16 protein-coding genes and 4 pseudogenes are annotated in these 19,760 nt (G+C 73.5%); 10 read left to right on the forward strand and 10 right to left on the reverse strand.

Features of this window, described 5'->3' with window-relative positions:
* Nucleotides 1–157 precede the first annotated feature (157 nt).
* Nucleotides 158–1,465: a S1C family serine protease gene (locus tag B1205_RS16810; protein ID WP_176308656.1), complete on the forward strand. Its 1,308-nt coding sequence runs from the start codon at nucleotides 158–160 to the stop codon at nucleotides 1,463–1,465.
* A 72-nt stretch (nucleotides 1,466–1,537) separates the two neighbouring features.
* Nucleotides 1,538–1,911 (forward strand): annotated as a pseudogene (locus tag B1205_RS16815) (preprotein translocase subunit TatB).
* A gap of 116 nt (nucleotides 1,912–2,027) precedes the next feature.
* On the opposite strand, the pseudogene B1205_RS16820 reads toward B1205_RS16815, so the two are convergent.
* The 3 genes and pseudogenes from B1205_RS16820 to B1205_RS16830 form a co-directional block, all read right to left on the reverse strand.
* A pseudogene (locus B1205_RS16820) lies at nucleotides 2,028–3,099 on the reverse strand (P-loop NTPase); the annotation flags it as partial.
* Nucleotides 3,100–3,142: 43 nt separating this feature from the next.
* A complete protein-coding gene (locus B1205_RS16825) occupies nucleotides 3,143–3,751 on the reverse strand; it encodes a DUF1003 domain-containing protein (RefSeq protein WP_089156494.1) in 609 nt (202 codons plus the stop codon).
* Nucleotides 3,744–5,024: a magnesium transporter MgtE N-terminal domain-containing protein gene (locus tag B1205_RS16830; protein WP_089156495.1), complete on the reverse strand. Its 1,281-nt coding sequence runs from the start codon at nucleotides 5,022–5,024 to the stop codon at nucleotides 3,744–3,746. The genes B1205_RS16825 and B1205_RS16830 overlap by 8 nt, the downstream gene beginning before the upstream one ends.
* Nucleotides 5,025–5,057: 33 nt before the next feature.
* Between B1205_RS16830 and B1205_RS16835 the strand changes: the two are divergent.
* Together B1205_RS16835 and B1205_RS16840 are read left to right on the forward strand one after the other, a co-directional pair.
* A pseudogene (locus tag B1205_RS16835) lies at nucleotides 5,058–5,872 on the forward strand (PhzF family phenazine biosynthesis protein).
* Nucleotides 5,873–5,992: 120 nt separating this feature from the next.
* On the forward strand, nucleotides 5,993–6,508 hold the full coding sequence (locus tag B1205_RS16840; protein WP_089156496.1) for a hypothetical protein: 516 nt from the start codon (nucleotides 5,993–5,995) through the stop codon (nucleotides 6,506–6,508).
* Between the two features lie 34 nt (nucleotides 6,509–6,542).
* Here the strand turns inward: B1205_RS16840 and B1205_RS16845 are convergent, their stop codons facing one another.
* Complete coding sequence (locus tag B1205_RS16845; RefSeq protein ID WP_089157050.1) at nucleotides 6,543–7,499, reverse strand: DMT family transporter; 957 nt, start codon at nucleotides 7,497–7,499, stop codon at nucleotides 6,543–6,545.
* 102 nt (nucleotides 7,500–7,601) lie between these two features.
* Here B1205_RS16845 and B1205_RS16850 point away from each other — a divergent pair, with 102 nt between their 5' ends.
* Nucleotides 7,602–9,743, forward strand: a complete 2,142-nt coding sequence (locus tag B1205_RS16850; RefSeq protein WP_089156497.1) for an APC family permease — start codon at nucleotides 7,602–7,604, stop codon at nucleotides 9,741–9,743.
* 5 nt (nucleotides 9,744–9,748) lie between these two features.
* Here B1205_RS16850 and B1205_RS16855 read toward each other — a convergent pair whose 3' ends face one another.
* Nucleotides 9,749–10,573 carry an SDR family NAD(P)-dependent oxidoreductase gene (locus tag B1205_RS16855; protein WP_176308658.1) on the reverse strand — a complete coding sequence of 275 codons (825 nt, stop codon included), beginning with the start codon at nucleotides 10,571–10,573 and terminating at the stop codon, nucleotides 9,749–9,751.
* A gap of 124 nt (nucleotides 10,574–10,697) precedes the next feature.
* On the opposite strand from B1205_RS16855, the gene B1205_RS16860 reads away from it, so the two are divergent.
* A complete protein-coding gene (locus B1205_RS16860; RefSeq protein WP_089156499.1) occupies nucleotides 10,698–11,654 on the forward strand; it encodes an HpcH/HpaI aldolase/citrate lyase family protein in 957 nt (318 codons plus the stop codon).
* Between the two features lie 42 nt (nucleotides 11,655–11,696).
* Here the strand turns inward: B1205_RS16860 and B1205_RS16865 are convergent, their stop codons facing one another.
* Complete coding sequence (locus B1205_RS16865) at nucleotides 11,697–12,236, reverse strand: DUF4190 domain-containing protein (RefSeq protein WP_089156500.1); 540 nt, start codon at nucleotides 12,234–12,236, stop codon at nucleotides 11,697–11,699.
* A gap of 115 nt (nucleotides 12,237–12,351) precedes the next feature.
* On the opposite strand from B1205_RS16865, the gene B1205_RS16870 reads away from it, so the two are divergent.
* Entirely contained in the window at nucleotides 12,352–13,242 is an 891-nt protein-coding gene (locus B1205_RS16870) for an SDR family NAD(P)-dependent oxidoreductase (RefSeq protein ID WP_089156501.1), read from the forward strand.
* A 4-nt stretch (nucleotides 13,243–13,246) separates the two neighbouring features.
* On the opposite strand, the gene B1205_RS16875 is transcribed toward B1205_RS16870, so the two are convergent.
* On the reverse strand, nucleotides 13,247–13,651 hold the full coding sequence (locus tag B1205_RS16875) for a DUF4190 domain-containing protein (protein ID WP_089156502.1): 405 nt from the start codon (nucleotides 13,649–13,651) through the stop codon (nucleotides 13,247–13,249).
* A 176-nt stretch (nucleotides 13,652–13,827) separates the two neighbouring features.
* Here B1205_RS16875 and B1205_RS16880 point away from each other — a divergent pair.
* Nucleotides 13,828–14,918: pseudogene (locus tag B1205_RS16880) on the forward strand (acyl-CoA dehydrogenase family protein).
* A 45-nt stretch (nucleotides 14,919–14,963) separates the two neighbouring features.
* Here B1205_RS16880 and B1205_RS16885 read toward each other — a convergent pair.
* A complete protein-coding gene (locus tag B1205_RS16885) occupies nucleotides 14,964–15,584 on the reverse strand; it encodes a PH domain-containing protein (RefSeq protein ID WP_254910010.1) in 621 nt (206 codons plus the stop codon).
* A gap of 97 nt (nucleotides 15,585–15,681) precedes the next feature.
* Between B1205_RS16885 and B1205_RS16890 the strand changes: the two genes are divergently transcribed.
* Nucleotides 15,682–16,329 carry a TetR/AcrR family transcriptional regulator gene (locus tag B1205_RS16890; protein WP_089156504.1) on the forward strand — a complete coding sequence of 216 codons (648 nt, stop codon included), beginning with the start codon at nucleotides 15,682–15,684 and terminating at the stop codon, nucleotides 16,327–16,329.
* Between the two features lie 190 nt (nucleotides 16,330–16,519).
* Here the strand turns inward: B1205_RS16890 and B1205_RS16895 are convergent, their stop codons facing one another.
* Together B1205_RS16895 and B1205_RS16900 are read right to left on the reverse strand one after the other, a co-directional pair.
* Nucleotides 16,520–16,924, reverse strand: a complete 405-nt coding sequence (locus tag B1205_RS16895; RefSeq protein ID WP_089156505.1) for a CoA-binding protein — start codon at nucleotides 16,922–16,924, stop codon at nucleotides 16,520–16,522.
* Between the two features lie 26 nt (nucleotides 16,925–16,950).
* Nucleotides 16,951–19,083, reverse strand: coding sequence for an intein-containing Rv2578c family radical SAM protein (locus B1205_RS16900; RefSeq protein ID WP_441338509.1), 2,133 nt, complete (start codon nucleotides 19,081–19,083; stop codon nucleotides 16,951–16,953).
* 83 nt (nucleotides 19,084–19,166) lie between these two features.
* Here B1205_RS16900 and B1205_RS16905 point away from each other — a divergent pair, with 83 nt between their 5' ends.
* Nucleotides 19,167–19,601, forward strand: coding sequence for a thiol-disulfide oxidoreductase DCC family protein (locus B1205_RS16905; protein WP_089156507.1), 435 nt, complete (start codon nucleotides 19,167–19,169; stop codon nucleotides 19,599–19,601).
* The last annotated feature ends 159 nt before the right edge of the window (nucleotides 19,602–19,760 follow it).

Below are 19,760 nucleotides of genomic sequence, written 5' to 3' on the forward strand. Positions count from 1 at the left end.
GGCGAGCCGGTACGCGCGCAGCCGCGAGGCCGGTCGTCGGACGATCACGGGCGGCAACCCCTGACTCCGCACCGGCCATCCGTGCAATCCTGGACAGGTCCCGTGCGCCACGGTCGCCCGGCTCCGCCGGTGCCCGGTGCGGGACGCGCGGGACGGAGTGGGAGGCACGGACGTGACCGACGGCTGGGACTGGCGCCGGCCGGGCGGATCCCCGGCACCGGCGGAAGGGCCGGTGCCCGGGCAGCCGCCGCCGGGCGCCGAGGGCGGGACGACGTCGCCCTGGTGGTCGGACGCGCTGGCCGACCCGTGGCGGGATCCGTACGCTCCCGCGGCCGTGATCGTGCCGGCCACCGTGCCCGCGGGGACGGGTGAGCCGGAGCCGGTCACCGACCCGGACGTGCCGACCCGGCCGGGCCTGCGACAGGTGGTGTTGATCTCGCTGATCACCGCGCTGCTGGCCGGCTCGCTGGGCAGCGCACTGACCTACGCCTTCCTGCGCGGCGGCGACGGGCCGGTCCTGGGCGCGCAGACCGGGCAGGCCCCGGCGCTCGCCCAGCGCAAGCCCGAGTCCCTGGCCGGGGTCGCCGAGCGGGTGCTGCCCAGCGTGGTGACCGTCCGGGTGGCCAGCTTCGGCGGCACCAGCGAGGGTTCCGGTTTCGTGGTGAGTGCCGACGGCTACATCGTCACCAACGACCATGTGGTCGCCGACGGCCCCGGCCGGGCCACGGTGGTCTTCCACGACGGGAGCACCGCCGCCGGCCGGGTGGTCGGGCAGGAGCCGGAGTCGGACATCGCCGTCCTCAAGGTGACCCGGGGCGGGTTGACCCCGGTGCAGTTCGGCGACTCGGACGCGCTCGCCGTCGGCGACCCGGTGCTCGCCATGGGTTCACCGCTGTCGCTGGCGAACACCGTCACCGCCGGCATCGTCAGCGCGCTGGACCGCACCCTACGGGCCGGTGAGCCGGGCGGTCCGACCCGCTACTACGCGGCCATCCAGACCGACGCGGCGGTCAACCACGGCAACTCCGGCGGCCCGCTGGTGGACTCCGGCGGGCGGGTGGTCGGCGTGAACTCGACCATCAAGTCGCTGGTGGCCGACGGGCAGGAGGCCGGCAACATCGGGCTCGCCTTCGCCATCCCGATCAACCAGGCGAAGCGGGTCACCGAGGAGATCATCGGCACCGGCAAGGCCCGGCGTACGGTGATCGGCGCCGATTTCGCCGGCACCGGGGTGGCCGGCGGCGGGGTCCGTCTGAACGTCGTCGACCCGGCCGGCCCGGCGGCGGCGGCCGGGATGCGCAACGGGGACGTGGTGATGCGGCTGGCCGGCCATCCGATGACCGACCCGGCCGACCCGGTGGCCCTGGTGCGCAAGTACGCGCCGGGCTCGGTGGTGGCGGTGGAGTACCGGCGTGGCTCGGCCCGGCACCACACGTCGGTGACGCTCGCCGCGGACGCGAAGTGAGGACCGCTCACCCCCTCCCGCGTGGTCACCTCGCGTGCGTAGTCTTGCCCTGACACGGACGAGGAGGCCGCGGTGTTCGAGAACCTGAACTGGTGGGAGATCGGCGTCCTGCTGCTCCTGGCGCTGTTGATCTTCGGGGACCGGCTGCCCAACGTGATCAACGACGGCCTGCGGATGGTCCGCAACCTCCGCAACTTGGCGCGGAACNCCCCAAGGCGTTCATCCGCAAGCACCTGCTCAGCGAGGAGGACGAGCAGGCGATCCGGAAGCCGCTGCAGGGCATGTACGACAACCTGCGCTCCGACGTCACCGGCGTGCACGACGAGCTGAAGGACGTGGCCAAGGCGGCCGACCTGCGCACCCCCGCCCCCCGCCCCGCGGTGACCACCCCACTGGCGGCCCCCACCCCACCGGCCCCCCGCCCCTCCTACGACGACGCCACCTGACCACCCCCACCCCACCCCACCCACCCCACCTCGCAGGCCGCCCGCCCGCGTTGATCATGAAGTTGACGGCACGACACGCCGACCCGGCGACCGCCAACTTCATGATCAACGGGNNNCTTCAGGCCCAAGGGTTTGCCCAGCAGGGACTCTCGGCGTACGGCCAGGCGGTCGGCCACCTGGAACAGGGCCTTCGCGGCGGGCGCGTCCGGCTGGGCCAGCACGATCGGCTCGCCGGCGTCGCCGCCCTCGCGGACCCGGGTGTCCATCGGGATCTGCCCCAGCACCGGCACCTGCGCGCCGATCGTGCGGGTCAACGACTCGGCGACCGCCGCGCCGCCACCGGCCCCGAAGATCTCCATCCGGGAGCCGTCCGGCAACTCCAGCCAGGACATGTTCTCGATCACGCCGACCACCCGCTGGTGGGTCTGCAACGCGATCGCGCCGGCCCGCTCGGCCACCTCGGCGGCGGCCGCCTGCGGGGTGGTGACGACCAGGATCTCCGCGTTCGGCAGGAGCTGGGCCACCGAGATGGCGATGTCGCCGGTGCCCGGGGGCAGGTCGAGCAGGAGCACGTCCAGGTCGCCCCAGTAGACGTCGGCGAGGAACTGCTGGAGCGCCCGGTGCAGCATCGGGCCGCGCCAGACGACAGCCGCGTTGCCGGGGGTGAACATGCCGATCGAGATGACCTTCACGCCGTGCGACTGCGGCGGCATGATCATGTCTTCGACCCGGGTGGGGGCGCCGTCCGCGCCGAGCATCCGGGGCACCGAGTGGCCGTAGATGTCGGCGTCCACCACGCCGACCGAGAGGCCGCGGGCGGCCAGCGCGGCGGCCAGGTTGACCGTGACGCTGGACTTGCCGACGCCACCCTTGCCGCTGGCGACCGCGTAGACCCGGGTGCGTGAGCCGGGCTGGGCGAACGGGATCACCGGCTCGGCGGTGCCGCCGCCNGACGCCGCGCACGCCGGGCACCGCGCCGACGGCGGCGGTGATGTCGGCACGCAGCTTGTCCTTCAGCGGGCAGCCGGCCACGGTGAGCAGCAACTCCACCCGGACCATGCCGTCGTCGTCCCGCTCGGCCGAGCGGACCATGCCGAGTTCGGTGATCGGCCGACGGATCTCCGGGTCGTTGACGGTGGCCAGGGCGGCCTGGATCGCGTCGGAGACGGTGCTGACGGGTGCTGACATGTCCGCAATGCTACGTCGATGGTCATGCCCGGATCGGGGCGGTTCAGCCCTCGTGGCGGCCGTCGTGGGCGAAGTCACCGTCCAGTTCGTCACGCGGCTCGTCCAGCGCGTCGCCGTCGGCCGCCCGCCGCGCCTCCCGTTCCTGGTGCCGCCGCTTCAGCCTGCGCCGCCGTTCGGCCGAATCGTCCAACTCCTCGGCCAGCCGGGCCAGCTCGGAGCGGAGGAAGTCCCGGGTCGCCACGTCCCCCATCGCGATCCGCAGCGCCGCGATCTCCCGGGCGAGGTATTCCGTGTCGGCCTTCTGCATGGTGGCCCGCCGCCGGTCCTCGTCGAGCGAGACCCGGTCCCGGTCCGCCTGCCGGTTCTGCGCGAGCAGGATCAGCGGGGCCGCGTAGGAAGCCTGGAGGGAGAGCACCAGCGTCAGGAACGTGAAGGTGTACGGGTCGAAGCGCAGGTTCGCCGGCGCGAGCGTGTTCCACAGGAACCAGGCGGCCAGGATCAGGGTCATGTAGACGAGGAAGTTCGCCGTACCCATGCCCCGGGCGATGCCCTCGGCCCACCGGCCGAAGGAGTCCGAGTCGATCCGGGGCAGATGCAGCCCCCGGGGGGCGCGTGGCTGGTCCAGCCGCTCGCCGCGTCGCTGCTCAGCCATGGTCCAGGGTCCCGTCGTCGGTGGCGGACGGGGTGGGTGCCGCGTCCCGGTCCCGCCAGTCGCGCGGCAGGGAGTGGTCCAGCACGTCGTCCACGGTCACGGCGCCGACCAGCCGGTTGTTCCGGTCCACCACCGGCATGCCGACCATGTCGTAGGTGGCCATCCGGCGGGTGATCTCCGGCAGCGGGGTGGATGTCCGCAGCGGGTCTATGTCGTTGATCACGATCCCGCCGAGCAGGTCGGCCGGGGGTTCGCGGAGCAGGCGCTGGAAGTGCACCATGCCCAGGTAGCGGCCGGTCGGCGTGGTCAACGGGGCGCGGGACACGAAGACCTGCGCGGCCACGGCGGGCGGAAGCTGCGGCTCCCGGATCCGGGCCAGCGCCTCGGCCACCGTGGCGTCCGGCGGCAGGATCACCGGCTCGGAGGTCATCACGCTGCCGGCGGTGCCGGCGGTGTAGCGCAGCAACTGCCGTACCGGGTCGGCCTCGTCCGGCTCCATCAGGTCGAGCAGCACGTCCTGCTCCGGCGGGGGCAGCTCGTTGAGCAGGTCGGCGGCGTCGTCCGGGTCCATCTCCTCCAGCACGTCGGCGGCTCGCTCCCGGTCCAACGCGGCCAGGATCTCCACCTGGTCGTGCTCGGGCAACTCGCTGAGCACGTCGGCCAGGCGCTCGTCGTCCAGCGCGGCGGCCACCTCGTTGCGCCGGGCGTCGGGCAGGTCCTGGAGGGCGTTGGCCAGGTCGGCCGGGCGCATGTCCTCCAGCACGGCGAGCAGGTTGGCCGTACCCCGGTTGTCGCCGACGACGCCCAGGCCGCGGACCCGGTCCCAGTCGACCTGGTGCAGGTGCCCGCGGCGGGTGAGCCGGCCGGTCTGCTCGCGCACGGCGACCCGGGTCAGCGCCCACTCGCCGCCCCGGCTGCACTCCATCGCCACGTCGACCACCGAACCGGCCGGCCCGGTGTCGAGCTGGACCCGGCGGTCGAGCAGCTCCTGGAGGACCAGCAGCTCGTTCGGGCGTTTCTCGAAGCGGCGCAGGTTGAGGGTGCCGCTGCCGAGCACGACGGCGTCCGGTTCGATGGAGGTGATCCGGTTGAGGGAGAGGAAGATGCGCCGGCGCATCGGCATCTCGGCGACCAGCCCCACCACCTCCGGCGGTCGCTGGGTCGGACGCATCCGGGCGACCGCGTCCCGGACCCGGCCGACCTGGTCGCCGTTCGGGTCGAAGACGGCGACTCCGGCGAGTCGAGCGATGTAGACCCGGTTCGGCGTGCTCACGGGCACCAGCCTAAGGGCCTACTCTCTAACAACATGTCGACCTTGGGCTACGAGATCGTGGACGTCTTCACCGACCGCCCCTTCGCCGGCAACCCGTTGGCCGTGGTGTTCGGCGCGGAAGGGCTGGCCACCGAGCAGATGCAGGCGCTCGCGCGGGAGTTCAACCTGTCGGAGACCGTCTTCGTCCTGGCACCCACGCAGGCCGGGGCGACGTACCGGGCCCGGATCTTCACGCCCGCCGCCGANGTGTCTTCGGTGTGGGCCGGGTCACTCAGGAGTGCGGGGCCGGCGTGCTGCCGATCGAGGTGACCGCGACCGGCGCGACGCTCACCGGGGGCACGCCGACCCTCGGCCCGGAACTCGACCCGGAGCCGCTGCTGGAGATGGTCGGCCTCACCGCGGCCGACCACGCCGGCCCGCCGCCCCGGGTCGCCGGGTGCGGCCTGGAGTTCCCCTACCTTCCGGTACGCCCCGACGCGGTCGCCCGGGCCCGGTTGGACGCGGTGGCGGCGGAGCGGTACGGCATCGAGCACGTCAGCCTCTTCTCCTGGGATCCGGAGTCGCAAACCGCCCACGCCCGGGTCTTCGTGCCCGGTCTCGGCGTCCCGGAGGATCCGGCCACCGGCTCGGCCGCGCTGGGCCTGGGCGTCTGGCTGGTCGCCAGTGGCCTGCTGCCCGGCGAGGGGCGCTCGGCGTACGGCGTGCGCCAGGGCGTCGAGATCGACCGGCCGTCCTCCCTGGCCTGCACCGTGACCTCGGCCGGTGGAACGGCGGTGGGCGCGACCGTGTCCGGTCAGGTGGTGCCGGTGGCGCGTGGCGAGATCGCCGTCCCGCCCTTCGTCGGCTGAGCCGTCGTCCGGGCCGGCTGAGCCGTCGTCCGGGCCGGCTGGGCGGGCTGCCGGGCTGTCGGACGGGCCCGGCCGGTGGTCGGGCCGGACACCGCTCGGAGAGTGCGGGAGGATGACGGGGTGAGCGACGAGGTGGACGAGCGGACGACGCCGCCGCTGGTGGACGAGGCGGTGAAGAAGGCCGCGGTCTGCTGGGTGAGCAGTGGCGGCGGCCCGGCGTACGCGCTGTGGTGCCTGCCGCTGGACGGCGCGTTGCTGGTGGTGACCGGCCCCGGCGAGCAGTCGGCGCCCGGTCTGGCCGACGCCGACGCGGCCGAGGTGACGCTGCGCGGTGACCACGGCGGTCGGATCGTCACCTGGCCGGCGCGGGTGACCCGGCTGCGGCCGGGCACGCAGGAGTGGGACGCCGCCGCGCCGCTGGTCGCCGCGAAGCGACTCAACGCGTCCGGGTCCGCCACCGACCTGGTGGCACGGTGGGCGGCCGAGGGTTGCACGCTCAGCCGGCTCGCGCCGACGGGCACGGCGGTGACCGGCGCGGACCTGCCGACCGGTCCGCTGGCCGAGCAGCCCCGCCCGGCCCCGGTGGTCCGGACCGTGCGCAAGCCGTTCCGCCTGCACCGGGTCCGCCGCCGCTGACCGCCGCGGGGTCGGGTGCACAGCGGCACGGCGGTCAGTCGGAGGTCGGTGCGGCGTCGGCGGGCACCGCAGCCGGCTGGGCCCGGCGACCGGCCCGCGCCCCGCCGAGCACCACCACGGCGACGCCGGCGAGCAGCAGCGCCAGCCCGGGCAGGGCGAGCGGCCGGGGGAGCTGGCCCAACCAGACCCAGCCGATCAGCGCCGCGCCCGGTGCCTCTAGCAGGATCAGCACGCTGACCGTGGTCGCGGAGACCCGGTGCAGGGCGTAGTTGAACATCGAGTGGCCGAGCAGTTGGGCGCCGACCACCAGGCCGAGGACGGCCAGCCAGGTCCCGCCGTCCCAGCCATGCAGCCGCACGCCACCGAGCAGGCAGACCACCAGCAGGATCACCGCGCAGACGCCGTAGCAGACGGTGGTGTAGCCGGTGGTGCTGACGCTGGCCCGGGCGCGCTCGCCGAAGGCGGTGTAGACGGCCGCGAACATGCCGCCGACCACGGCCAGCAGGTCGCCGCCGAACGCGCGGCCGGAGACGGCGAAGTCGGCGCCGGTGGCGAGCACCGCGCCGAGCACGGCCACGCCGATGCCGGCCCAGACCGCCGGCGGCAGCCGCCGTCCCTGCCAGCGGGCGATCAACCCCTGCCACACCGGCTGCGTCGCACCGAGCGCGGTCGCCGCCGCGACCGAGGTGAGCTTCGCGCTCGGCATCCAGGTGGCGAAGTGGGCGGCCAGCGCCACCCCGGAGAGTACGCAGTACAGCCCCTGCCGGCGGGCCGGGCCGACGGCCAGCGCCCGCAGTTCGGCCCGGCGCCGGGTCAGCGCGACCGGACCGAGCACCGCCACCGACAGCAGGTTGCGCCAGAAGGCGATGGCCAGGGCCGGGGCGGCGGCGAACGCCACCAGCGGTGCGGACGACGAGACGGCGGCGACGGCCAGGGCGAGCGCGCCGAGGGTCGGCGCGTCGGGCGGCGGGCGGTGCGGAGCGGTGGGCACGTCTGCGATCATGCGCGGTCCGGGTCCGCCGGTTGATGCCGGTCGGGAGGAAGTCCGGCCGTTCCGGCCACCGGACCGGCCGGTTTGCACGACAGTGCGGGAGTGGGGGCGGACGGCGACGACGCGGCGGAGCGGGGCACCGTCGTCACGCCCTCGGCCGAGTTCCCGCCGCTCGACGCCGGGGACCGGGCCGCGCTGGGCCGGATCGGCGCCCGCTGGCACAACCCCCGCAGTGCCGGCGACCTGCCCGTCGACCCGACGCTGGGGCGGCGCGACCACCACCCCCGGCCGACCCGGTTCGGCCGACTGGCCCCGATCGACATGTTCACCGTGGCGCAGCCGGACGAACTGGTCGCGACCGGGGCGGCGCACCTGCCCGGCAGCCGGCCCGGCCGGGCGGTCGCCCGGCTGCGCCGTACCCTGGTCGGTCCGCCGCTGGCCAGCAGTTCCGTGCTCTACGAGCGGATGCGCAAGCTGGTCGCGCTGCCGGTGCTCTCCTCGGACCTGCTCAGCTCCGTCGCGTACGGGCCGGAGGCGATGCTCGCCGTACTGGTGCTGGCCGGCAGCGCCGCGCTCGGGCTGGCCCTGCCGCTGGCCGCCGTGCTGGTGGTGCTGATGGTCGCGGTCGGGCTCTCCTACCGGCAGACCATCCCGGCCTATCCGCACGGCGCCGGGTCGTACCTGGTCGCCGGGGACAACCTCGGACGTACGGCGGGACTGGCCGCCGCCGCCGGGCTGATGCTCGACTACGTGCTGACCGTGTCGGTGTCGGTGGCCGCCGGCGTGCACGCGGTCACCTCGGCGCTGCCCGGGGTCACCCGGTGGACGCTGCCGATCGGCGTGCTGGTGATCGCCGCGCTGCTCGCCGGCAACCTGCGCGGCGTGCGCACCGCCGGCAACATCTTCGTGCTGCCCACGTACGCCTTCGTGGTGGTGCTCGTGGCGCTGCTGGCGGTCGGTTGGGCGAAGGCCGCGGCGCGGGGTTTCGCGCCGGTGCCGCCACCGGCGGTGCCGGCCACGGAGGGTCTGGGTCTGCTGCTGGTGCTGCGCGCGTTTTCCTCCGGCGCGGTGTCGATGACCGGCATCGAGGCGGTGTCCAACGCGGTGCCGGCGTTTCGCCCGACCGAGTGGCGCAACGCCCGCACCACGCTGGGCTGGATGGTCGCCATGCTGGTCACGCTCTTCGCCGGCCTGATCGGGCTGATCCACCTCGACGGCCTGGTGCCCCGGGCCGACGAGACGCTGCTGTCCCAGCTCGGTCGCGCCACCTTCCCCGCCGTCGGGTACGCGATCCTCCAGGCCACCACCGCGTTGATCCTGCTGCTGGCGGCGAACACCGCGTTCAACGACTTCCCCCGGCTGCTCTTCTTCATGGCCCGCGACTCCTACGCCCCGCGCCGCTTCCTGCACATGGGCGACCGGCTGGCGTTCAGCAACGGCCTGGTCGCGCTCGCGCTCGGCGCGGTGGCCGTCTTCGTCGCGTTCGGCGGGCGCACCGCGCGGCTGATCCCGCTCTACGCGGTCGGCGTCTTTCTGGCCTTCACGCTGTCGCAGGCCGGGATGGTGGTGCACTGGCGGCGTCGGCCGGGGCGGGGGCGACGCCGCCGGCTCGTGGTCAACGCGGTCGGCGCGACGCTCTCCGGCCTGGTGCTGCTGACCGCCGCGGTCGCCAAGTTCACCGAGGGCGCCTGGGTGGTGGTGGTCGCGGTGCCGCTGCTGGTGCTGCTGTTCCGGCGAATCCACCGGCACTACGCCACGCTGCACCGGGCGCTCGCGCCGCACCCGCCGCCGCCCGCCGGCCCGGCCGGGTCCGCCGAGGGCGAGGAACTGCCCCAGCAGGTACGCCACCTGGTGATCGTGCCGGTGGCCCGGCTGAACCGGGCCTCGCTGCGGGCCCTGGCGTACGCGGCCTCACTGGGCCGGCCGACGCTGGCCGTGCACATCGCGCCGGAGGAGGCGGAGGCGGACCGGTTCCGGGACCAGTGGCGGGCCTGGGGCGACCACCTGCGGCTGGAGACGATCGTGTCGCCGTACCGGTCGGTGATCGGGCCGCTCGCGCACTACCTGGAGGCGCTGCACGCGGCCGGCCCGGAGCTGACGCTCACCGTGATCGTGCCGGAGGTGGTGCTGCGTCGGCGTCGGCACCGGCTGCTGCACAGCCGCGCCGAGCAGCGACTGCGGGCCGCGCTGCGGGCCCTGCCCGGGGTGGTGGTCACCAGCGTCCCGGTGCACGTGCCGCGGTGACGCCGTCAGGCGTCGAGGCCGACGGCCTTCGCGCTGGCCGTCCAGAGCCGGGCGGCGAGCGCCGGGTCGGCCGCCTTGGGGCGCGGCCGGTGCGGCTTGCGGTCGGCGTAGTAACCGCCGTCGGTCAGCCGGGACGGGTCCTGACACGCCAACCAGACCAGCGTCTCCGCGCCCTTCTCCGGGGTGCGGAACGGCAGCAGCCGCATGCCGAGCGCCACGATCCGGCTCTCGTTGCCGAACCGGGTGCTCACCACGCCGGGGTGGAACGCGTACGACGGCACCTCCGGCCAGCGCCGGGCCGCCTCGGCGGTGAACAGGATGTTCGCCTGCTTGCTGGTGCCGTACGCCCGGAACGGCCGGTAGTGGCGCAGCGCGGCGTTGAGGTCGTCCGGGTCGAGCACGCCGCTGCGGTGCGCGTCGGAGCCGGTCACCACCATCCGCCCGACCCGGTCGGCCAGCAGGTTGCTGAGCAGGAACGGGGCGAGGTGGTTGGCCTGCATGCTCAGCTCGAAGCCGTCGACCGTGGTGACCGGTTCGAGCACGATCGCGCCCGCGTTGTTGGCCAGCACGTCGATCCGGTCGTAGCCGGCCCGCAGCCGCTCGGCGAGCCCGCGTACGTCGTCGAGCACGGCGAAGTCGGCGCGGAACAGCTCCGGCTGCTCGCCGCAGCTCTCCCGGACCCGTTCCCCGGCGGCGCGCAGCCGCGCGGGGTCACGGCCGACCAGCACCACCTGGTCGCCGCGTCGCGCCAGCGCGACGGCGGCGGCCAGCCCGATGCCCGAGCTGGCGCCGGTCAGCACCACGATCCGACGCCCAGTGAGATCTTCCACAGGTCCATTCACCCCGGTCACGGCACGAGGTTACCGTGGCGTCACCACGACCTTTGGGATCGTTCAGTTCTCCACGTCCACCGCCGCGTCGGCGCCTGCGCCGGACGCCGGAAGGAGCGCATCCATGGCCGCTGTCGGTCGCCCCCGCCGGTCCTGCCTCGCGGTACCCGGTTCCAGCGTCAAGATGCTGGGCAAGGCCCAGGGCCTCCCCGCCGACCAGGTGTTCCTGGACCTGGAGGACGCGGTCGCGCCGCTGGCCAAGCCGGACGCGCGCAAGAACATCGTGGCCGCGCTCAACGAGGGCGACTGGGCCGGCAGGACCCGGGTGGTCCGGGTGAACGACCTGACCACGCCCTGGACCTACCGGGACGTCATCGAGGTGGTCGAGGGCGCCGGGGCGAACCTGGACTGCCTGATGCTACCGAAGGTGCAGAACGCCGAGCAGGTGCACTGGCTGGACCTGCTGCTCACCCAGATCGAGAAGACGCTCGGCCTCCCGGTGGGCCGGATCGGCATCGAGGCGCAGATCGAGAACGCCGCCGGCCTGGTCAACGTGGACGCGATCGCGGCCGCCTCGCCCCGCGTCGAGACGATCATCTTCGGCCCGGCGGACTTCATGGCCTCGATCAACATGAAGTCGCTGGTGGTCGGCGCGCTGATCCCGGACTACCCGGGTGATCCCTACCACTACATCCTGATGCGCATCCTGATGGCCGCCCGGATGCACGACCTGCAGGCCATCGACGGCCCGTTCCTGCAAATCCGGGACGTCGACGCGTTCCGCGAGGTGGCCAAGCGCTCGGCGGCGCTGGGTTTCGACGGCAAGTGGGTGCTGCACCCCGGGCAGATCGACGCGGCCAACGAGGTCTACTCGCCGGCGCAGGCCGACTACGACCACGCCGAGCTGATCCTCGACGCCTACGAGCACTACACCTCGGAGGCGGGCGGGAAGCTCGGCGCGGTGATGCTCGGCGACGAGATGATCGACGAGGCGTCCCGCAAGATGGCGCTCGTGGTCGCGGCGAAGGGCCGGGCCGCCGGGCTGGCGCGTACCTCCTCGTTCACCCCGCCCTCGGCGTGACCGGCCCGGGCCGCCCCGAGTTCGCACCCGGGGCGGCCTAGGTCAGTAGGTCCCGCTGTCGTAGTCGGACGGGTCCTGGTTGGCCACCCAGACAAAGAAGACCACGATGGCGATGGTGGCCAGCACGGCCAGCACGGTGGAGATCCAGCCGACGATGATGCCCGCGGTGGCGAAGCCCTCGCCGCCCTCGCCGCGCTCCCTGATCTGCTTGCGGGAGACGTGACCGAGGATCGCGCCCACCACGCCGATGTAGCCACCCAGGCCGTAACCACACAGGCCGAGCGCGCCGACGATCGAGACGACCATCGCGGCGATGGCCAGGCCGTTCTGCCGTGGTGCGACCGGGTACCCGTATCCGGGGTGGCCAGCCGGGTGCGGGTACGCGCCCGGCTGCGGATAGGCGCCCGCCGGGTAGCCGGCCGGCGCGTACGGGTCGCCGGACTTCATGCCGGCGTACGGGTCGGCGGGCGAGTACGGGTCCGCCGAGGTGGGCTGGGCCGGGATGTAGTCGGCCGGAGGGCCCGACTGCGGTCCGGCCGCCGAGGGGTCGTGCCAACCACCGGGCGGTGGGGGATAGCTCATCTCATCATCTCCAGGTACGTGGTCCGGTCAGGGTAGCCAGCGGCGGGCAACCCGGAGGACCCTCTTTCCGGGTGCCGCATTGCCCGGAAGGTCCACAGCGGGCAGGATCCTCGGCATGGCACTTGACGCGCGTGGGGGTCGGTCGCGACGGGACATGAGCCGGCCGGGGTCGGTGCGCCGCCCGCGCGCCGGCGAGCCGGCGGGCGCCGCCGACCAGGAACGGTCCGACCCGCTTCCGGATCCGGCCACCATGCGACTGGACGGCCGGGTCGCGCTGGTCACCGGCGCGGGCAGCGCGGACGGCATCGGGTACGCGACCGCGCGCCGACTGGCCGACCTGGGCGCGCGGGTGGCGATCGTGTCGACCACCCGGCGGATCCACGACCGGGCCGGTGAGCTGGGGGTCACCGGATTCGTCGCCGACCTCACCGACGAGTCCGAGGTGGGCGCGCTCGCCGACGCGGTGGCCGAGCAGCTCGGCGACGTCGAGGTGCTGGTCAACAACGCGGGCCTGGCCAGCCGGGCCAGCCCGGAGGTGCTGCGCCCGGTGGCCCAGCTCACCTACGACGAGTGGCGCGGCGAGATCGACCGCAACCTGACCACCGCGTTCCTGTGCAGCCGCGCGTTCATCAACGGGATGGCCGAGCGCGGTTGGGGGCGGATCGTCAACCTGGCGGCCACCGCCGGGCCGGTGAACGCGCTGCCCACCGAGGCCGCCTACGCGGCGGCGAAGGCCGGTGTGGTCGGGCTGACCCGGGCGCTGGCGATGGAGATGATCGCCGACGGGGTGACCGTCAACGCGGTGGCGCCCGGCATCATCCACACCGCGGCGTCCACCATGGCCGAGATCAAGCAGGGGCTCGGCACGCCGGTGGGTCGGCCCGGCCTGCCGGACGAGGTGGCGGCCGCGATCGCGTTCCTCTGCTCGCCGGCCGCGTCGTACATCACCGGGCAGATGCTCGTGGTCGACGGCGGCAACAGCGTGCGGGAGGCGCAGTTCCGCTGACGCGTCACCGGCCGTTGTTGTCGGCGTTGGCCCAGAAGGCCAGGCCGATCCAGCCGCAGCAGACCACCAGGCCGAGCGCGGTGAAGACGTAGCTGAGGATCAGACCCCAGGTGGCGAGCTGGTCGCCCTCCTCGCCGGTCCGCCGGATCTGCCGCTTGGCCAGGTGGCCGCAGACGATGCCGGCGGGCGCGAAGACGAACGCGAAGATCAGCGACAGGATGGCGAGGACGTTCGTGCCGCCCGGTCGCGGCCCCTCGCCGCCGGGCGGGCCGTACTGGCCGAACGGTGGCTGCGGCGCGTACGGCGGCTGCTGGCCCCACTGCGGGTGCTGTTGGCCGTACTGCGGTTGCCCGTAGGGCTGGCCGTGGCCCGGCGGCTCGTACGGCGAGGGTGGCTGCTCGTCGGTCACACCCGCTCGCCCCCTCGATCCGCAGGTCAACGGCCCTTCTCTCTTGCGGACGCTACCCGGCGCGGTGAACCTTTTCACAGCGGTTGTGTGGACTGGTCACCTTGGCGTGGCCGGGCCCCGGGCCGATACTGACCGAGCGTTCAGCTACCCATCAGTAATGCGCCGACCCCGGAGNCCTGGAGACGGTCCGGGAGTTCGCCGACAAGGAGATCATCCCGCACGCCCAGCGGTTGGAGCACGCCGACGAGTACCCCACCGACATCCTCGACGGGATGCGCGAGATGGGGCTGTTCGGCCTCACCATCGACGAGGAGTACGGCGGCCTCGGCGAGTCGCTGCTGACCTACGCGCTCGTGGTCGAGGAGCTGTCCCGGGGCTGGATGTCGATCTCCGGCATCGTCAACACGCACTTCATCGTGGCGTACCTGATCTCACAGCACGGCTCGGCGGACCAGAAGGCCCGGCTGCTGCCGAAGATGGCCACCGGCGAGGTGCGCGGCGCGTTCTCCATGTCCGAACCCGAGTGCGGCTCGGACGTCTCGGCGATCAAGTCGAAGGCGGTCCGCGACGGCGACACCTACGTGCTGAACGGGCAGAAGATGTGGCTGACCAACGGCGCGTATTCGTCGGTGGTGGCGACCCTGGTCAAGACCGACACCGGGGCCGACTCGGTCTACGGCAACATGAGCACGTTCCTGCTGGAGAAGGAGCCCGGCTTCGGCGAGACCGCGCCCGGCCTGACCATCCCCGGCAGGATCGACAAGATGGGGTACAAGGGCGTCGAGACCACCGAGATGGTGCTCGACGGCGTCACCGTCCCCGCCTCGGCCGTGCTCGGCGGCGAGGAGCGGGTCGGCCGCGGCTTCTACCAGATGATGGACGGCATCGAGGTGGGCCGGGTCAACGTGGCCGCCCGCGCCTGCGGCATCTCGATCCGCGCGTTCGAGCTGGCCGTCGCGTACGCCCAGCAGCGCAAGACGTTCGGCCAGCCGCTCGCCCGGCACCNCTGATGGTGAACGCGGCCCGGCTCAAGGACGCCGGTCAGCGCAACGACGTCGAGGCCGGCATGGCCAAGCTGCTCGCGTCCGAGTACTGCGCCGAGGTGGTCCAGGAGGCGTTCCGCATCCACGGCGGCTACGGCTACTCGAAGGAGTACGAGATCGAGCGCCTGATGCGCGAGGCGCCGTTCCTGCTGATCGGCGAGGGCACCTCGGAGATCCAGAAGACCATCATCTCCCGCGGCCTCCTCACTCAGTACAAGCTGTAAGGAAGGGGACCCTCTTAACGCCTCCGGTATAGGCGGGGCCCCTTCTTAACGCCCGGTGCCGCGCTCGGCCGGCAGGTGCCGGCGGGCGTGGTCGACCAGTGCCGCCGGGTCGTCCGCGTAGAAGCGGATCTCCCGCACCGGCCGGCTCGGTCCGCTGGGCAGCGGCACCGACAGCGGCTCCCGCAGCGCCAGGTCGATCGCCGTCTGACTGCCGACGCCGAGGTTCAACACCGTGGGGTCGTCCTCGTCGTACCGGACCGCCCGGCTGGAGGCCAGCGACCGGCGGCGGACCGTCAGCCCGGCGACGGCGGCCCACGGCACGGTGATGTCGAGCGAGACGCCGTTGCGCACCCGCAGGCCGGCGTCGTCGACCACATGCGGGTGGATCCGGAGGCTGGCCAGCAGCCCGAACATCCACAGCAGACCCCAGACGCCGATCCCGATCGCGGCATGCCGGATCGTCGGCGAGTCGACGGTGTGCCGCAGGATCACGTCCAGGATCGGGATCTCGATCGCGGACATGACGAGGAAGGCCAGCAGGATCGGCTGCACGCCGCCGACGTAGGCGAACGTCGCCGCGCCGGGGGCCACCGGGTAGGGCCGGCGCAGCGTCCACCGGGCCAGGCTGCGCCACATGCCCCATTCGTACGCCACCACACGTCGCACCAGCCGTATCATCCCCGCCTCCTCTTTTCAATGCACTCGCAATGTAAAGGCGTTCCGCGTACGTGTCAATGCAGTCGTATTGTGAAAGCATGGGAGCATGCCGAAGCGGGTCGACCACCGGGAACGTCGAGCGCTGATCGCCGACGCGTTGATGCGGGTCGCCGCCGAGCAGGGGCTGGAAGCGGTCAGCCTGCGCCACGTCGCCGCCGCGGCGGGGGTCAGCGCCGGAATGGTGCAGCACTACTTCCGCACGAGGGACGAGATGATGGTCTTCGCCCTCGCCGTGGTGAGCGAGCGCAACGAGACCCGGGTACGCCGGGCGATCGAGGCGCTCGGCGCGACGCCGGCTCCCCGGGCGCTGCTGCGGGCCATGCTGGCCGCGTTGCTGCCCTTGGACGAGGAACGGCGGGCGGACGGCCGGGTGGCGCTGGCGTTCCTCGCGTACACCGCGGTCCGGCCGGCCGTGGCCGCCGCGCTGCACGACGAGACGGCCGCGTTGCGGGCGTTCGTGGCCGACCGGATCGCCGCCGGCTCACCGCTCGTGACGGAGGGCCGGGTGGACCCGGAACGGGCCGCCGTGGGTCTGCTCGCCGTGATGGAAGGGCTCGGCATCTACGTGCTCGGCGGGCACTACCCGCCGGAGACCGCGCTGGCCGCACTCGACGCGCAGCTCGACCTGATCTTCGGCCCCGAGCCGCCGACCCGCGACCGCGCCGGGTCAGCCCGGCGGCGACGCTCTGCGTGACGCCGGTACGGCGTCCCGGACCGGCGAGCCTGCCGGCTGTGACGGAGTCACCCGCACCCCGGCCGGCAGCACCCCCGGCCGGCGTCGGCCTACCCGGGGCGTCCCTGGCTGGCGTCCGCCTACCGGCGGCGTCTCCGGTCGGCGTCGGCCCGCTGGCGGGCGCCGACGCCGTCGGTCCTGCCGGGACGCCTCAGCGGCGGGAAAGGTTGGCGGCGGCCCGCTCGACGATGAGACAGCGGTCCTCGACGTAGTCGATGCCGGCCTCCTCGGCGATCCGGCGCGCCTCGGCGGAGAAGATCCCGAGCTGGAGCCAGACCGCCGGCGCACCGATCGACACCGCCTGCCGGACCACCTCGACCGCGTCCCGCGCCGGACGGAACACGTTCACCAGGTCGACCGGGTGCGGGATGTCGGCCAGCGTCGGATAGGCCTTCTCGCCGAACAGCTCGTCCACGGTCGGATTCACCGGGATGATCCGCCAGCCGTGCCGCTGCATCTTGAGCGGCACGCGGTGCGCGGCCTTGCCCGGGTCGCGGGACGCCCCGACGACGGCGATGACGGCGGAGTCGGCGAGGAGTTGCTGGGCGGAGCGCATCCGTCGAGACTAACCGGCCGCCACCGTCACAGCAGGGAGAGCTGCTCGGCGGCCGGGGCCGGCGGTGCGACGTCGGGCAGCCCACGGTTGTCGTCGCTTCCGCCTCGGTGCAACCCGTGGCGGCGCGCGGCCATCCGCACCCGCGCGGTCACCTCCCGCTGGTACGCCTGCGGTGTGTACGCGCCGGCCTGGTAGAGCTGCCGGTAACGGGGGACCAGGTGGGGGAACTCCCGGGCCAGCCAGCGCGCGTACCACTCCCGCGCGCCCGGCCGCAGGTGCAACGGCAGCGCCGACACGCTGGCGGCGCCGGAGGCGGCGATCGCCGCCATGGTGGCGTCGATCGACTCCTCGTCGTCGCTGAGGCCGGGCAGGACGGGGGCCATCAGCACCCCGACGTCGAAGCCGGCGTCGGTGAGCTGGCGGACCGCCTCCAACCGGCGGCGCGGGCTCGGTGTGCCCGGTTCGGCCAGCCGCCAGAGCGCCTCGTCGACGAAACCCACCGAGTAGGACAACCGGACCCGGGTGACCTCGGCGGCCTGTCGCAGCAGCGGTAGGTCGCGCAGCAGCAGCGTGCCCTTGGTCAGAATGGAGAACGGGTTGGCGAAGTCGCGCAGCGCCTCGATGATCGGCGGCATCAGCCGGTAGCGCCCCTCGGCCCGTTGATAGCAGTCCACGTTGGTGCCCATGGCGACGTGCGCGCCGCGCCAGCGCGGGGCGGCCAACTCGCGGCGTACCAGTTCGCCGGCGTTGACCTTGACGATGACCCGGCGGTCGAAGTCGGCCCCGGCGTCGAGGTCGAGGTAGGTGTGGGTGTTGCGGGCGAAGCAGTTGTGGCTGACCACGCCGTTGGCGATGAAGTCGCCGGTGCCGGTGGTGATGTCCCACAGCGGCAGGTCGAGGCCGAGGTTCTCGACGGCGGCCACCCGGAGGCGGGCGGCGCACTTGAGGGCCATCCCCTCGATCGAGCGTTCACGGGTGTCGGCCGGGTCGGTCAGGTGGAAGAAGCGCAGCCGTTCCGGCAGGCCACCGGTCAGCCGGAACTGTCGTGCGCCGTTGCGGTTGCCCGGATCGTCGAGCGCCCATCGGAAGGCGAACCGGTCGAGGGCGGCGGCCATGCGGCGTCGGCTTCCGGCGTCGGCGACGCCGACCCGGAACACGCCCCGGTGGCAGCTTCCACCGGCGTCGAACATGCCGGCGAGGAAGCCGAGCCGCCAGTCGTCGGTCGGCTCGTCCGGCGGGCGGACCAGCCCGGTGACGATCCCGGCGTTGTCCGGCCGCACCACGCGGACCGCCGTCGACCGGCGGGCCGCCCGGTTGGCCACCCGCTCGACGGCGACGCCGGCCTCGGCGAGGAACCGCTCGACGCGCTCCACCGCCTCCACCTCCGCCGTGGCCAGCCGGAAGCTGCGGCGCGGAGCGGGGCCTTCGGCGTCACCGTGCGGGCATTGCCGGTGGTCGGGCAGATCGGGGACGATCGCGTCGTCGTATCGGGGCTGCCGGGGGTCGGGGCGCTCGGCGTAGCGGACCAGCGCGTGGAGGTAGCCCCGGTGGTAGTCGACGGACCGCTTCGGCGCGACCGCGAAGCGGCCGGTGCCGAGCAGGCGGTTGCGGGTGGTCAGGTGCGGGCGACGCGCGTCACCCCGCATGCTGCCGGTGACGTGCTTCCAGCCGCGCTCGGTCAGGAACCGATGGTCGCCACTGGCCACCAGCGTGGTGCCGTCGGTCAGGGTGACCCGGTGGGCCCGCTTCACCGTCGACCACTTGTCGAGCACGGTGGTGACGACGTAGTGCCGGTAGGCGCCGCGTCGTTCGGTGCCGTAGATCCGGTCGCCGGGCTCCAGCTCGCTGATCGGTCTGGTGCGCCCGTCCGCCATCAGGATCGGCGTGTCGCCGGCGAGGCAGTATCGACAGGCGTGGGAGCAGCCCCGGTAGGGGTTCACGGTCCACTCGAACGGCACCTTGGACTCGCCGGGAACCCGATTGATGATCGACTTGGCGCGTACCTCGTAGAAGGTCATGCCGGCGAAACCGGGAGTGTCGAAGGTGCGCGTGATCGCGCCGGGCAGCGCCAGCGGCAGGGGTGGAGCCGCCGGCGCTGCCCGATCGGGAGTCCCCTCGTCCGGGGGAGCGGAGAGGGTGTCCCAGCGCATGGACCTCATTCGAACATGCGTACGAACGAAGCGCAAGTGACGCGCCGGACACCGGCTGCCGCAGCGCCGGGCACGGGTGCAGGATGGAAGGCATGGAGACGTCGACCTTCGTCTACGACGGCGACTGCGCCTTCTGCACCCGGTGCGCGCAGTTCATCGAGCGTCGTATCCCCACCGGTGCCCGCGTGGTCCCGTGGCAGTTCGCCGACCTGACGGCGCTGGGCCTGACGGAGGCCGAGTGCGAGGAAGCGGTGCAGTGGGTGGGTGCCGACGGCTCCCGTGCCGCCGGGCCGGACGCCATCGCGCGGCTGCTCGGCGGCAGCGGGCCGCTCTGGCGACTCGCCGGTGCCGGGCTGCGCCTGCCGCCGGTCCGCGCCGCGGCCTGGCCGGCCTATCGCTGGGTGGCCCGCAACCGGCATCGGTTGCCCGGTGGCACGGCCGCGTGCGCGCTGCCGCAGGAGGCCCGGGAGCGCCTGTACGGTCCGACGGGCCGACCCGACCCGACTCCCGGACCGGCGCAACGCTGACCGGCCCCGGCCGGCGGAGCAGGCGGAACCCGCGGGCCGGGCGCGGTACGAGAGCGCCCCGGTATGGCCGGTCGTGCCACGTTCTCGCAGACCGGCCGGGCGGGCGGCGAGGTTATCCGGCGGGCGTCGACGGCGGCGACGCGGCGGGCGCTGGCGCTG

The sequence above is a fragment of the Micromonospora sp. NBS 11-29 genome (assembly GCF_002140155.1).
In the GTDB taxonomy this organism is placed as follows: Bacteria; Actinomycetota; Actinomycetes; order Mycobacteriales; family Micromonosporaceae; genus Micromonospora.